This is a genomic window from Salinibacterium sp. 10G20-15 (genome assembly GCF_057365065.1).
The window spans coordinates 1,093,804-1,107,581 of record NZ_CP195118.1 but is presented as its reverse complement, the minus strand read 5'-3'; the positions used below and the strand labels follow the sequence as shown (position 1 = coordinate 1,107,581).

Sequence of the window (13,778 nt, the reverse complement as noted above, 5' to 3'; positions counted from 1 at the left end):
TGAGCGCCGAGGGCCTAGAAAGGCGTCTCGTCGGAGTAGTTGCCAGGGGTGTTCCACACGTCGCCCGAGGATGCTGCGGGAGCGCTAGCTGCCCACGGCTCTTCGTTTGACTGGCCGCCGCCGTTATTCTGCTGAACTCCGCGAGGAGCTGAGCTGTCACGGGGGGCGCGGGTGATCTGCGTCGTCGCATAGCGGAGGCTGGGACCGATTTCGTCGATCTCCAGTTCCATGCTCGTGCGCTTCTCGCCCTCTTTGGTTTCGTAGGAACGCTGACGAAGGCGACCCTGCGCAACGACGCGGGTTCCCTTTGTCAGTGAGCTGGCAACGTGCTCGGCGAATTCACGCCAGCAGGAAGCGCGGAGGAATAGTGCTTCTCCGTCTTTCCACTCGTTGGATGCTCGATCGAAGGTGCGCGGCGTAGAGGCAATGGTGAAGTTAGCTACGGCAAGTCCACCCTGCGTGTAACGCAGTTCGGGATCTGCCGTGAGGTTTCCCACGACCGTAATGACTGTTTCGCCGGCCACGGTTACTTAGCTTCCGCTTCAGCCTTGGAGTCAGCAGCGGGAGCAGCAGGAGTCTTTGCCGGAGCAGCAGCCTTGCGAGCAGCTTTCTCTTCAGCAACCTTCTTGGCGGCAGCTACCTGAGCGAACCCAGCTTCTGCACGCAGCACCTTGGTGCGCATGACAGCTTCGCTGAGTGAGAGTTGGCGGTCGAGCTCGTCGGTCGACTTGCTCTCTGCGGTGAAGTTGACGACGGCGTAGATGCCTTCGGTCTTCTTGTTGATCTCGTAGGCCAAACGACGGCGACCCCAAATATCGATGTTATCGATGGTGCCACCGTCATTGCGGATGACATTGAGGAACTTGTCGAGACTGGGAGCCACGGTACGTTCGTCGATCTCTGGATCGAGGATAACCATGAGTTCGTACTGATGCGTCACAAACCCACCTCCTTCGGACTTAAACGGTTACAGACGGTCTGTAACAGGAGGGTGTTGACGTTCATCCGACCACCTGAAAGCAGTCAGACAACCTGCCTAGTGTAGTTGCTGGGGGAGTCAATACTCAAGGTGAGGGCAAGATTGACCGTTAGGACCGCTCTTGCCACCAGGTTCGTAGCCGTTCTTCAGCCTTCTCCACCCCGAGCGGCCCCTCGTCGAGGCGCAGATCAAGCAAGAACTTATAGGCCTCGCCAACCTCTCGACTGGGTTTGAGTCCCAGAATGGCCATGATTTGTTCACCGTCGAGATCGGGACGTACAGCAGCGATACCCTCTGCTTCAGCGATGGCAGCAATGCGTTCTTCGAGGTCATCGTAGGCAAACGACAAACGATCAGCCTTGCGCACGTTGCGGGTGGTGACATCCGCCCGGGTGAGGATGTGCAGACGCTCGAGCTGATCGCCAGCATCCCGCACATATCGCCGTACGGCCGAGTCGGTCCAAGCACCCTCGGTGTACCCAAAGAAACGCAAGTGCAGTTCGACGAGGCGCGCGACTGAATTAGTGGTCTCTTTATCGAAGCGCAGGGCTCGTAGCCTCTTGGAGGCAAGCTTGGCGCCAACGACGTCGTGGTGGTGAAAAGTCACTACGCCACCGCGCTCGATCTTGCGAGTCGATGGCTTGCCAATGTCATGCAGCAACGCTGCCAGGCGAAGGATAAGGTCGGGCCCCTCGATCCCGGGCCTGCTCGTTTCGAGGTCAATCGCCTGCCGCACCACGGTCAGTGAGTGCTCATACACATCTTTATGATGAGCGTGTTCATCCCGTTCAAGCTTCAGAGCAGGAATTTCTGGCAGCACGTGGTCCGCAAGGCCCGTCTCGACCATGAGACGGATGCCCGGAACGGGGTCATCCGTCTTCATGAGCTTCGTCAGCTCATCACTCACACGCTCAATACTCACGATGGCAAGCCGCGGAGCCAGTTCCGTCATCGCCGCCACCGTCGCGGGGTCAACCGTGAAACCTAGCTGCGCTGTGAAACGTGCAGCCCGCATCATCCGCAGCGGGTCATCGCCGAACGACACTTCGGGGGAGCCGGGGGTAGTGATCGTTTTGGTCAGGAGGTGCTCTACTCCTCCCCAAGGATCGACGAGGACGCGTTCCGGTAGACGCAATGCCATGGCGTTGACGCTGAAGTCACGACGCTCAAGATCCTTCTCAAGTGAGTCGCCGAACGCTACGACGGGCTTGCGGGTTTCGCCATCGTAGCTGTCCGCCCGGTACGTCGTGATCTCCACGGTTTCACCCTCGATGCGGGCCGCGATCGTGCCGAAATCACGCCCGATGTCCCAGTGCGCATCCGAAATCGGCTTCACCAAGCGCAGGATGTCGTCAGGCTTAGCATTCGTGGCAAAGTCAAGGTCTGTCACTCGGCGGCCAAGGAACGCATCGCGCACGGGTCCGCCCACAAGCGCGAGTTCGAAGCCCTCGGCGGCGAATCGCGCCGCTAGGGTGGCTACTGTCTTAGAGTCGGCAAGTTTGTCGAGACTCTCGATCGCGTGGGCAACACTCTCCATGGTGCGACTAGTTTCGCACGGACCCCGGATGAAGTTTGCTCATTTAGCCCCAAAGCACCCACCATTCAGGCAAGGACGAATAAACTCACACCATGCTGGCCGAGCGAAAGTACGGGGTTTCCCGTTGCCCATAAGAGTCTTCAGTGCCGCCGTGGCACTCGGTCTCGGGCTTACGCTCGCCGCGACCGGAGCCAGCGCCGCGCTCAACGTCAGCAGTGTTCCCAGCGTGACGACCGCATCCGCGGCTACTGAGGTAGCGATCATTGCTCCCTTGACGGTGCCGGCGGGTAGCGGTGGCCTTCTCGATTCCGCGACTCTTGCCGACTACACCGAACCCTTGGGTTTACTCACCCGTCAATTGGATGCCGTGGCCGGTAAACCCCTCGCGATCGCTATCGATCCGATGATCGTGGCTTCCATTCGCGTTCTCGGCACCAGTGCACCAGAGTCAGCTCGCGACTGGCTGGAACGGCTTTCGCGGATCAGCAACGATGTTGTTCCGCTTCCGTACGCGCACGCCGATGTCACTCTCGCCACTCAAAGTGGACTCGAGTCAACGCCCGGCCCGCTTTCGTTCGATTTCGCGCTCGATGAGTCAAACTTTGCTGAGCCGGCAGCAGATCTCAGCGAACCTACTCCGACCGCCACCGCTGAGCCTTTAGACAACGGGGGCGAGGCGGTTTCCGGCTACCCCACTACTGAGCAGCTCCTCGGCTGGGATTACGCGATAGAGGATTTTCTTCGTCCACGTACCGACTCTGTGGTCTCTGACGATCTTCCGATCTTTGCGGAAAGTGGCTACAGCACCATCGTGTTGTCGTCTACGAACGTGGCACGCGCCGCCGGAGCGGGTGCAGTAACCACCATCGACGGTGTCACCGCTCTTATCTCCGATGCCACAGCATCCGCCGCGATGGATAACGCCCTCGGCTCCACGCTCGACCGCGATGTCACCGCAGCCGACACGGCCCTTAGCCAGGCAGTGTTGGATGCCGGCGCCGCTCAAACGGCGGGCACCGCTTCCGTTCTCATCGCCATTGATCACTCACTTGAGTTGAGCGCCGCGCGGCTCGATGCGGCACTCGCCACTCTCACCGCGAGCCCTTCGATAACAATGATTTCACTCGCTGATTTAGCGACAGCGACGCCCGTTCCTGCCGAAATCAAGGACATGCCGCAGAGCGAGTCGCGCATTCGCGACGCTGCTCGACTTTTTGCTGCTGCACAAGAAGAACGCTCCTTCTTTTCTATCGCCGATGACCCCGAGGCGCTCATTGCACAACGCCGTCTAGCGCTCCTCGACGTCATTGGAACTCAACCCACCGATGATCCATCGGAATGGCTCACCACCGTAAACAGATTCTTAGTCACTTCGCGGGAGACGCTCGACGCAGTCACCGTGGTCGAGTCGAGCAACTTTCTGTTGATCGCAGACAACGGTCCGCTGCCGGTTTCCGTGAGCAACGGCCTCAACCAGCCGGTAACCGTCTACATCACCGTCGACCCCCTCACAGGGCTTCTTGCGGTAGAGGACTCGCGAGTTGAGTTGCGTATCGAGCCAAACTCGCAAGCCAAAGGCGATGTGCCCGTTCAATCGCTCTCGAACGGCGTAGTGGAGGCAGAGATCAGCCTCACTAGCGGCAGCGGAGTCCCAATCGGAGATTCGATCACAAGCGAAATCAATGTTCGAGCCGGTTGGGAGACCCCCATTGTGCTCTCCTTCGCCGCCGTCGTCGTCGTGATCTTTGCTGTCGGCCTCGTTCGCAGCATTGTTCGCCGAAGAAAGCCAGAAGAAGATGACTAATCAGCCCGGCCCTGAAGCCGAGCCGGAGCCTGGCCTGCCGTCAGCTTCGGTGGGGCTTCCCGATCAAAAAACGTCAACCATCGGTCGTGCGAGCGCACTGCTTGCCTCGGGGACGTTCGTGTCGCGCATCCTCGGGTTTCTGAGCGCTCTATTGCTCGCACGCACCCTCGGTGTTATCGGTTCTGGCGCAGATGCCTATGCCATCGCCAATCAGTTACCCAAGAGCGTCTATGCCATTGTGGCCGGGGGGATGCTGAGCGCGGTCATCGTGCCGCAGATTGTTCGCGCTGCCCTTCATAAAGACGGCGGACAAAAATTCATCAACCGGCTCGTTACTCTCGGCATTGTCATTTTCGTTGCGGTGACACTCGCTGCAACGCTCAGCGCGCCGCTTCTGGTCGATCTCTATACACAGTCGACAGCGAAGTTCGGAGCCGACGAGGTCGCTCTGGCAACCGCTTTCGCCTACTGGTGCCTGCCCCAGATCTTGTTCTATGCGCTGTACTCACTCCTTGGCGAGGTGTTGAATGCTCGCGGCAAGTTCGGGCCCTTTACCTGGGCTCCTGTCGCAAACAACGTGGTGATGGTCACCGGCCTGATCGTCTTCCAATTCATTTTCGGCAGCGCAGATGGCCTTGCCTCCACCGCCTGGACCCCCGAGATGATTGCGTTGCTCGCCGGCAGCGCGACGCTCGGCATCGTCGTGCAGGCAACCCTGTTGGGCTATTTCTGGCATCGCGCCGGTTTGCGTTATCGCCCTGAGTTCCGTTGGCGCGGAGTGGGCCTTGGCAACGCCGGAAAGGCTGCAGCGTGGACCTTCGGCATGATTCTGGTGACCCAGATCGGGGCCGTCGTCGAAACCAACGTCGCCACTCTTGCCTCGAGCAGCGCCTCGGTGTTCGCCATGAGCACGGCATGGCTCATTTTCATGCTCCCGCACTCGGTGATCGCAGTCTCGATCGGGATGGCATATTTCACACGATTGAGCGGCCACGCGCGAGACAACGACCTGACCGCGATGCGCACCGATGTTTCTGGCGCACTTCGCTCCATCCTGATGCTGCTCGTTTTTGCCGCGATCGGCTTAATCGTCATCGCCTTTCCATTTAGTGCCCTGTTCGGCAACGATTACGAGCAAGTGCTCTCTCTCGCCGGGGTGCTCATGGTTTACCTCGTCGGGCTCGTGCCGTTCAGCATGATGTACGTGCTGCAGCGCGTGTTCTATTCCTTCGAAGACACCCGCACTCCCTTCTTCTTGCAGAGCTTTCAAGTGGTTCTCTACATATGCGGCGCGCTGTTCGTCTCCACTCTCCCGGTAGAGCGCATTGCGATGGGGCTCGCGACAGCGATCACGATTTCCGGAACAATCCAGACCACGGTGGCTCTCTTCGTGATTCGCAAACGCGTACCTGGCTTCGAGCTGCTTCCTCTGCTGCGTCGCATTCTGTGGTTTGCCGCCGCCATGATTCCGGCCGCCGGGGTTGGCTACGGCATCCTCATGCTGTTGGGCGGATTCGGTGAGGGCTCCTTTGTCGTCTCCGGCTTCGCGGGCGGCTTCGCTTCCATCGCCATTACGGGTACAGCAATGCTCGCTGTCTACGCAGCGGTACTCGCTCTCACCAAGAACGATGAGTTCTTTGCCTTTGTGCGCCCGATCATGGCGCGACTCACTCGTCGCTAGGCAGGCGCGCAGACGGCTCCGCAAACGGCTCCGCTCCGCTTCGCGTAACGCAGCCTTCTAGCGAACGAAAGCGAACTAAAAGTGTCTCGGCTACGAACTTTCTGTAGCTAGCCCGCACGCCACAGCCGCTCGGAATACTCCGTAGCTAGGATGTGTTGAACCGGGTAATCACAATCCCAAGGAGACACGAAAAGTGCGCCAACTCATCATCATCGGATCCGGCCCGGCCGGCTACACCGCTGCGATCTATGCGGCGCGCGCAAACCTCGCGCCGCTGGTGATCGCTAGTTCTGTCGAGGCCGGTGGTGAGCTCATGAAGACCACCGAGATCGAGAACTACCCCGGATTCGCCAACGGCATCCAGGGCCCTGACCTCATGCTCGAAATGCAGAAGCAGGCCGAACGCTTCGGTGCCGAGATCGTTCTCGACGACGTGACCGACCTTCAGCTGGAAGGCCAAGTCAAGAAGGTTACTCTCGGCAATGGTGACGTTCACGAAGCACTCGCTGTCGTGTTCGCAACCGGTTCCGCCTACCGCAAGCTTGGCCTTGCCGACGAAGAACGCCTCAGCGGCTACGGAGTGTCGTGGTGCGCCACGTGCGACGGCTTCTTCTTCCGCCAGAAGACGATTGCGGTTGTCGGCGGGGGAGACTCGGCCATGGAAGAAGCAACCTTCCTCACCAAGTTTGCCGAGAAGGTTTACGTTGTTCACCGCAAGGATGAGCTGCGTGCCTCCAAGGCCATGCAGGAGCGTGCCTTCAGCGATCCGAAGATCGAATTCGTCTGGAACAAGGCTGTAACCGGCATTACCGGTTCCGACCTCGTGGACGGTATCGACCTCACGGACACCGTTGATGGTTCCACTTCTCACCTCGATGTCAGCGGTCTTTTCATTGCTATCGGCGCCGACCCCCGCACACACCTCGTGCACGGTCAGCTCGACATCAACGCTGACGGAACAGTGGCCGTGGATGGTCGTTCCTCTCGCACCAACATCACCGGAGTTTTCGCAGCCGGCGACGTCATCGACCCGACTTACCGTCAAGCAGTCACAGCCGCCGGTTCCGGCACTGTTGCTGCGCTCGATGCGGAGCACTACCTCGCATCGCTGCCGCGCGAACTCGTCGCCAGCGCAGTACAGCCCCCAGAACCCGCAGCGCCCGTCGCCGCCACCGTCTAATCGTTTCACCGAACAAAGGAACACAACATGTCTTCAGCAACAGATGTAACCGACGCTAACTTCGAAGAGATCGTCATCAACTCAGGGGAGACCATCATGGTCGACTTCTGGGCTGAGTGGTGTGGCCCCTGTCGCCAGGTTGGCCCCATCCTCGATCAGATCGCTGCGGAAAACTCCGACAAGATCAAGATCGTCAAGCTCAACGTTGACGACAACCCGCAGATGGCCATGAAGTACCAGATCACCTCCATCCCCGCGATGAAGGTCTTCAAGGGTGGCGAGGTCGTCAAGACCGTCATCGGCGCCAAGCCGAAGCCTGCGATCGAAGCAGACCTCGCAGAGTTCCTGGCGTAAAGCTTCGTCTCTGCCGAGAGCCTCCGGCATCCACTATTCGGTGGGTGTACGGAGGCTTTCGTAGTTAACGCCGGTCAAGCGTTCGGATTCAACCCAGAGCTTACGAGCGTCGACCTCCGAGTGCGAAGCAGCGTTCGACTCGACCAGCACAGGGGCGCCGCGGTATTCCTTGCGGCCACCGGGGCCGAAGTAGTCGCCACCCTTCGCCTGCGGGTCTGTCGCAGCCCGCAGCGACGGGCGAGCGCCCTGCTTGGGGGTCTGGATCCCCAGGAATACCAACGGCTTCAGCGGGCGCAAATACCAGCGGTTGAACAAGTGGTCGGCGAGCCCGGTTCCGGCGGTTCCCGGATGCGCGGCTACCGAAATCGCGTCGACATCGGCTGCCTCGAAGAGGCGCTGCAGCTCGTAGGCGAAGAGCAGATTGGCGAGTTTAGAACGGCCGTACGCAGCACGGGGAGTGTAGGAGCCGTTCTGAAACATCAGGTTCCCAAACTCCATGAATCCCCAGCGGTGGGCGACGCTCGAGAGGCTCACGACCCGTGCGCCGGGGGTGACGCGGATGACGTCGAGCAGGTGCCCAGTGAGAGCGAAGTGCCCGAGGTGGTTGGTGCCGAGCTGCGATTCAAAACCATCGATCGTGAGCTGGGCATCCGTCATCATGATTCCGGCGTTGTTGATCAGCAGGTCGAGACGTGAATGTTTCCCGTGAAACACTTCGCTGAAACGCCGAATCGACTCGAGATCGGCTAGATCCAGAAGCATGGTCTCCAGCGAAACCTCCCCGAGGTCAGCGGTGAGCTTGCTCACGGTTGAGACTGCTTTCTCCTCGCTGCGCATTGTCATCACCACATGGGCTCCGGCCTTCGCGAGCGCACGGCTGGTTTCGTAGCCCAACCCAGAGTTGGCACCGGTCACAATGGCGACTTTGCCAGAGAGATCCCCTAGTTCGTCTTCAGTCCAGTCGGTGCGAGCGTTCATGTTCAGCTTTCGTAGTGATATCGAAGGAAGAGATATGGGGAGAAGCGCAGACAACGTGCCGCTCTGCTCACTGTAGAACCGTAGAGCGCGTCGGCGAATTCCGTGGGGCTACTGCGAAGGTGATTCGGAGCCGACACCGCCGTAGATTGTGCGCGTGCACGTCGCAATGAAGGCTCAGTTTCGGGTCAGAACCCTCAAACGCCTATTGTTTAAAGTCAACCGAACGGGACTACCCATGACAACACAGCCAAACAACCTCGACCAGTGGTTCGACCACTACGCCGATCGCGCCTCAGGACTCGCCGCCTCTGAAGTACGAGCGTTGTTTGCCGTGGCCTCACGGCCCGAAGTTGTCTCGCTTGCTGGCGGCATGCCGTATGTCTCAGCACTGCCCCAAGACCTCGTTACGGAGTCGATCGACCGCGTCATGCGCGACCGGGGGCCGGCCGCTCTCCAGTACGGCTCGGGGCAGGGACTCCCGGCTCTCCGTGAACAGATCCTCGATGTCATGGCGCTAGAAGGCATCCGTGCCAGCGTCGACGATGTCGTGGTCACCACGGGCTCGCAGCACGCTCTTGAGCTCGTCACCAAACTATTCATTAATCCCGGTGATGTCGTCATCGCCGAGGGGCCGAGCTATGTCACGGCAATGGTCGTGTTCAAGTCGTTCCAGGCCGAGATCACCCACGTCGAGATGGATGAGTTCGGGCTTGTTCCCGATTCACTCCGCGCTCACATTGCCTCGGTACGCGCCGCGGGTAAAACGATCAAGTTCCTCTATACAGTTCCTACCTTCAGCAACCCAGCCGGAGTCACCCTGAGTTGGCAGCGTCGCCTCGAAGTGCTTGAGATCGCGCGCGAGAACGGCATCCTCGTTCTTGAAGACAATCCTTATGGACTGCTCTATTTCGATGGACCGCCGCCTCACGCGATGCGCTCGGTTGAAGAAGACGGCGTCATTTACCTCGGTACGTTTTCTAAGACTCTGGCGCCGGGGTTCCGCGTAGGCTGGGTCCTCGCGCCTCACGCAATTAGAGAGAAACTCATCTTAGCGAATGAGGCTGCGGTGTTGTCGCCGAGTTCATTCACGCAGAACATCATTAGCGAGTACATGGGTGTCGCCGATTGGAAGGGTCAAATCGACACCTTCCGCGGGGTCTACCGCGAACGTCGTGACGCCATGTTGGGTGCACTCGGCGATTATCTCCCCGATCTTGAGTGGACGGTGCCCAACGGTGGGTTCTATATCTGGGTCACTCTGCCCGATAATCTGGATTCTAAATCGATGCTGCCCCGCGCAGTGAAAGAGCTAGTGGCCTACACTCCTGGCACCGCCTTCTATGCGGATGGAAACGGGCGTAGCAATATGCGTTTGTCGTTCTGCTATCCGACCCCCGATTTCATTCGCGAAGGCATCCGGCGGCTTTCCACTGTGATCAACGGCGAACTCGAGCTTCTCAACACTTTTTCGCAGACGACACCTTTGACGGTAGCGCCGCCCGCGCCATCGATGATCAACCCTCCCGCCAATCTCAGCTAGGAAACCGATGAACGATTCACCCACCCGCGTACTCGTTCTTGCCGGCGGAATTTCGCACGAACGGGATGTCTCACTACGCTCTGGTCGACGTGTCGCTGATGGCCTTCGCGCGCAGGGCAAGATCGTTGAACTCCGTGATCCGGATGCCACGCTGTTGCCCTATGTGCGTGAATCCCGACCGGATGTGGTGTGGCCGGCGCTTCACGGTGCCAGCGGCGAAGACGGCGCCCTGCGTGGTCTTCTCGATCTAATCGGTATTCCTTATGTTGGATCGCGCGCCGATGCTGCGCGCCTAGCGTGGGATAAGCCGACTGCGAAGTCGCTAGTATCGCGGGCTGGCGTGCGGACCCCGCTGTCGATTGCTCTTTCGCGGGACTCGTTCCGTGAGCTGGGAGCGCACAGCATTCTGGATGAACTCGCTGACGAGTTGTCGGGGGAGTTGGTCGTCAAGCCCGCTCAAGGAGGCTCGGCTCAGGGTGTATCAATCGTCACCGATCGCGCGGATCTTCCCAGCGCAATGGTCAGCGCTTACAATTACTGCGACGTCGCCCTCATCGAACAACGAATCACGGGCGTCGAGATTGCTATTGGCATCCTTGATAGCGGAATGGGGCCGGTTGCTCTCCCCGCAGTAGAGATCGATCCGCTCGAAGGGGCCTACACTTTCGAGGCTCGTTATAATGCTGGTCAGACCCGTTTTTATACCCCCGCGCGCATCGACCAAGAAACTGCAGATCGCGCTGCTGAAGCCGCTCTCACTGCGCACTCCGCGTTGGGGCTTCGCCATCTTTCGCGGGTAGATCTCATCGTTGATGGCGCAGGCACACCGTGGTTCTTGGAAGCCAACGTGCTTCCGGGGCTCACAGAAACCTCGATTCTGCCACAGGCATTAGTTGCCGGTGGGCACGATGTGGGTTGGGTGTATGCAGCCCTCGCTGATATGGCTTTAGAGAACTAGCGCCAGCTCTTTTTCTTCGGTTAGTCGTGTGCCGGAAAGCTCCAACACGCACTGAGCGAGCCGCCCACTGTCGCTTCGCTGCGACGGGACACGACGGGACGCGATCCGACTCGTCGCGTTGCGTTGCGTCGCGTTGCACTGCACTGCACTGCACTGCGCTCGTGGGCTCACAGTAGGGCGTCGCAGCGCAACACTGCGGACCATATGTTTCACGTGGAACACACACAGGGCCTACGCTGCATACGCGCGAGACTCGCAGCCGGCGTGTCCTAGCCGGCCAAACGTGCGCACTAGTTTTTCTACGCTACGCGGTACACCCCGCTGTCGAATTGCACGAAAGACAGTAGGGAACTGCCGGTTTCACGTCCTGGGTTCTAGATCGTGGTTTTGCGTCCTGGATTTTACATCGTGGATTTTCCGTTAGGGTCGTTCGGTGCCCGCGCCGCATGCGCAACAAGCAACAAGCAACAAGCAACAAGCAACAAGCAACAAGCAACAAGCAACAAGCAACAAGCAACAAGCAACAAGCAACAAGCAACGTTTCACGTGAAACATGGCGACAGCAATACCGATTCTGCCTATAGCAATGGGGCTAGTGCTCCTGAGTTCCCCGAACGCGCGGTAGCTCTTCGTGCTCTCATCACCCGAAGAGCTGCCGGCCAGAGCGTCGCGCCAAAAAAGGCTGAGCCGCGTGAACTGCATCGGGTTATGCCGGCCCTCAACGAGGATTCTAGGGGAGACCCGAACCGCCCGAACCGCAGCAATAGCTCGTCAGCTATCTACACTGAGCTGATCAGCCGGAAGAACGCGGCCCCTCCGGTCTCCCGATTAGCCATTCAACAAGACTAAGAACGGAATCCCGTATCGCCCAGTTCCTCGAGAATCCGATTGAGGTCAGCCACCGTAGCGAAGTCGATAACAACTTGTCCCTTGCTCGCACCGAGCGTCACTTTAACGCGGGTATTGAGCCGATCGCCGAGTCGCTCCGCAATCTCATCTAAATGACCCTGCTTCTTGCCGCGGGCCGGCTTTGATCGAGGAGATTTAGTAGAAAGGGAACCTGCTGCCGCTTCGGCCGCACGAACCGAGAGTTCTTCGTTGACAATCTTCTCAGCCAAACGCTCCATGCCGGCGTTGTCAGGAAGAGACAAGAGCGCGCGAGCGTGTCCCGCGCTGAGAACTCCTGCCGCGACGCGACGCTGAACGCTTTCTGGAAGGCGCAAAAGACGCATCGTGTTCGTAATCTGAGGTCGTGACCTGCCGATTCTCTCCGCAAGCTGTTCCTGCGTGATTCCAAAATCGGCAAGCAGCTGTTGGTACGCGGATGCTTCCTCGAGTGGGTTTAGATTCGCACGATGCAGGTTCTCCAGCAGCGCATCCCGAAGCATGTCTTCGTCTGCAGTGCTCTTAATTACCGCAGGAATCGTAGCTAGACCCAAGTGTTTGGTGGCGCGTAGACGCCGCTCGCCCATAATGAGCTCGTACTGGGGGCCCCCTGGCTCAGCATCACTAAGTGGTCGTACGACGATTGGCTGGAGAACACCAATCTCACGAATAGAGACAATCAGTTCTTCAAGTTCCTCTTGACGGAACTCGCTCCGCGGCTGTCGAGAATTGGGAACGATGTCGAGAGGTGAGAGGCTGACAAGGCGAGCGCCGGGCACTGAACGAAGACGCTCCGGGTCAATCTCGCCGCCAGGGAAAAAGACATCTACGGGACGCTCTTCATTCTCATCGGTAGATGGAATCAGCGCGCCAATTCCACGACCCAAACCGGTTCGTTTCGGTGCTGCCATTATTTGGGTGCTCCTCGGTGTGCAATCTCCGCTGCGGCTTCAAGATAAGAAAGGGAGCCGGGGGAGTTCTGGTCATAGCTGATGACGCTCTGGCCGTAGCTCGGCGCCTCAGAAATGCGTACGGAACGCGGAATCACCGTCGTCAGTACTTGCTTCGGGAAGTGCGCGCGAACATCATCGACCACCTGATTCGCCAAATTTGTGCGCGAGTCATACATCGTCATCAGAATCGTAGAGACCCGAAGACGCGGATTGAGGTGCCGCTCAATGAGTTTGATGTTGTTGAGCAACTGGCTTAATCCCTCAAGGGCGTAGTACTCACACTGAATCGGGATAAGAACCTCTTGAGCGGCAACAAAGGCGTTGATGGTCAGGAGGCCGAGCGATGGAGGACAATCAATAAATACGTAGTGATACGGCTCGGGGGCTTCAGACAAGAACACATCAAGAGCAGACCGAAGACGTTGTTCACGCGCGACGAGCGACACTAGTTCAATCTCCGCGCCAGCAAGGTGAATAGTCGCTGGTACACAGTAGAGAGCGTCGAACTCGGGGCTCTTCTGGATCACGTCAGCAATAGCAACGTCGTTAATCATCACGTCGTACACGCTCGGAGTCTCTGAGCGGTGCTCGACCCCCACAGCCGTAGATGCATTACCCTGCGGATCCAAGTCGATCACCAGCACGCGCGCACCCGTACGTGCCAGCGCGGCCGCCAAGTTTACGGTCGACGTAGTCTTTCCCACCCCACCTTTCTGATTCGCGACCGTGAAAACACGGGGTTGAGACGGGAGAGGGAGAGTGGCTGAAGCAACTGCTTGGCGACGCCGGGTCAGATCCGCGATTTCCCGCGCAAGCGGCGTGGTTTCATCGAACGACTTACCTTGTTCGTTGACTTCGCTTTCGGGATGTTTCACGTGAAACTTTCTCTCAGACTGCTCTAAAACGGGAAAGACTATAGCTTGCGACGG

13 protein-coding genes are annotated in these 13,778 nt (G+C 58.9%); 7 read left to right on the top strand and 6 right to left on the bottom strand.

What is annotated here, in order from left to right; translation table 11 throughout:
• Nucleotides 1–14: 14 nt before the first annotated feature.
• From ACR3YK_RS05290 to ACR3YK_RS05280, 3 genes are all read right to left on the bottom strand, one after another.
• Complete coding sequence (locus ACR3YK_RS05290) at nucleotides 15–524, bottom strand: single-stranded DNA-binding protein (RefSeq protein ID WP_100387797.1); 510 nt, start codon at nucleotides 522–524, stop codon at nucleotides 15–17.
• A gap of 2 nt (nucleotides 525–526) precedes the next feature.
• A complete protein-coding gene (gene rpsF, locus ACR3YK_RS05285; protein WP_486176164.1) occupies nucleotides 527–940 on the bottom strand; it encodes a 30S ribosomal protein S6 in 414 nt (137 codons plus the stop codon).
• A 148-nt stretch (nucleotides 941–1,088) separates the two neighbouring features.
• Complete coding sequence (locus ACR3YK_RS05280; protein ID WP_486176163.1) at nucleotides 1,089–2,516, bottom strand: CCA tRNA nucleotidyltransferase; 1,428 nt, start codon at nucleotides 2,514–2,516, stop codon at nucleotides 1,089–1,091.
• A gap of 124 nt (nucleotides 2,517–2,640) precedes the next feature.
• Here ACR3YK_RS05280 and ACR3YK_RS05275 point away from each other — a divergent pair, with 124 nt between their 5' ends.
• The 4 genes from ACR3YK_RS05275 to trxA all read left to right on the top strand — a co-directional run bounded on the left by ACR3YK_RS05275 (nucleotide 2,641) and on the right by trxA (nucleotide 7,535).
• On the top strand, nucleotides 2,641–4,320 hold the full coding sequence (locus ACR3YK_RS05275) for a DUF6049 family protein (RefSeq protein WP_486176162.1): 1,680 nt from the start codon (nucleotides 2,641–2,643) through the stop codon (nucleotides 4,318–4,320).
• A complete protein-coding gene (murJ, locus tag ACR3YK_RS05270; protein WP_486176161.1) occupies nucleotides 4,313–6,001 on the top strand; it encodes a murein biosynthesis integral membrane protein MurJ in 1,689 nt (562 codons plus the stop codon). The genes ACR3YK_RS05275 and murJ overlap by 8 nt, the downstream gene beginning before the upstream one ends.
• Before the next feature lie 193 nt (nucleotides 6,002–6,194).
• Nucleotides 6,195–7,181: a thioredoxin-disulfide reductase gene (gene trxB / locus ACR3YK_RS05265; protein ID WP_100387792.1), complete on the top strand. Its 987-nt coding sequence runs from the start codon at nucleotides 6,195–6,197 to the stop codon at nucleotides 7,179–7,181.
• A 27-nt stretch (nucleotides 7,182–7,208) separates the two neighbouring features.
• Nucleotides 7,209–7,535, top strand: coding sequence for a thioredoxin (trxA, locus tag ACR3YK_RS05260; protein WP_100387791.1), 327 nt, complete (start codon nucleotides 7,209–7,211; stop codon nucleotides 7,533–7,535).
• A gap of 33 nt (nucleotides 7,536–7,568) precedes the next feature.
• On the opposite strand, the gene ACR3YK_RS05255 is transcribed toward trxA, so the two are convergent.
• Nucleotides 7,569–8,513, bottom strand: coding sequence for an oxidoreductase (locus ACR3YK_RS05255; protein WP_486176160.1), 945 nt, complete (start codon nucleotides 8,511–8,513; stop codon nucleotides 7,569–7,571).
• 235 nt (nucleotides 8,514–8,748) lie between these two features.
• On the opposite strand from ACR3YK_RS05255, the gene ACR3YK_RS05250 reads away from it, so the two are divergent.
• The 3 genes from ACR3YK_RS05250 to ACR3YK_RS05240 all read left to right on the top strand — a co-directional run bounded on the left by ACR3YK_RS05250 (nucleotide 8,749) and on the right by ACR3YK_RS05240 (nucleotide 11,860).
• Nucleotides 8,749–10,053: an aminotransferase-like domain-containing protein gene (locus ACR3YK_RS05250; protein WP_486176159.1), complete on the top strand. Its 1,305-nt coding sequence runs from the start codon at nucleotides 8,749–8,751 to the stop codon at nucleotides 10,051–10,053.
• Between the two features lie 7 nt (nucleotides 10,054–10,060).
• A complete protein-coding gene (locus ACR3YK_RS05245) occupies nucleotides 10,061–11,011 on the top strand; it encodes a D-alanine--D-alanine ligase family protein (protein ID WP_486176158.1) in 951 nt (316 codons plus the stop codon).
• 381 nt (nucleotides 11,012–11,392) lie between these two features.
• Nucleotides 11,393–11,860, top strand: coding sequence for a hypothetical protein (locus ACR3YK_RS05240; protein WP_486176157.1), 468 nt, complete (start codon nucleotides 11,393–11,395; stop codon nucleotides 11,858–11,860).
• Here ACR3YK_RS05240 and ACR3YK_RS05235 read toward each other — a convergent pair.
• Nucleotides 11,857–12,807, bottom strand: a complete 951-nt coding sequence (locus ACR3YK_RS05235; RefSeq protein ID WP_486176156.1) for a ParB/RepB/Spo0J family partition protein — start codon at nucleotides 12,805–12,807, stop codon at nucleotides 11,857–11,859. The two genes, ACR3YK_RS05240 and ACR3YK_RS05235, sit on opposite strands and share 4 nt — an antisense overlap.
• Entirely contained in the window at nucleotides 12,807–13,724 is a 918-nt protein-coding gene (locus tag ACR3YK_RS05230; protein WP_486176155.1) for a ParA family protein, read from the bottom strand. The genes ACR3YK_RS05235 and ACR3YK_RS05230 overlap by 1 nt, the downstream gene beginning before the upstream one ends.
• Nucleotides 13,725–13,778: the final 54 nt, after the last annotated feature.

Coding starts and splice junctions, on each gene's coding strand:
- ACR3YK_RS05245 (WP_486176158.1), top strand. CDS start 10,061: ATGAACGATTCACCCACCCGCGTACTCGTTCTTGCCGGCGGAATTTCG.
- trxA (WP_100387791.1), top strand. CDS start 7,209: ATGTCTTCAGCAACAGATGTAACCGACGCTAACTTCGAAGAGATCGTC.
- ACR3YK_RS05280 (WP_486176163.1), bottom strand. CDS start 2,516: ATGGAGAGTGTTGCCCACGCGATCGAGAGTCTCGACAAACTTGCCGAC.
- murJ (WP_486176161.1), top strand. CDS start 4,313: ATGACTAATCAGCCCGGCCCTGAAGCCGAGCCGGAGCCTGGCCTGCCG.
- ACR3YK_RS05235 (WP_486176156.1), bottom strand. CDS start 12,807: ATGGCAGCACCGAAACGAACCGGTTTGGGTCGTGGAATTGGCGCGCTG.
- ACR3YK_RS05250 (WP_486176159.1), top strand. CDS start 8,749: ATGACAACACAGCCAAACAACCTCGACCAGTGGTTCGACCACTACGCC.
- ACR3YK_RS05255 (WP_486176160.1), bottom strand. CDS start 8,513: ATGAACGCTCGCACCGACTGGACTGAAGACGAACTAGGGGATCTCTCT.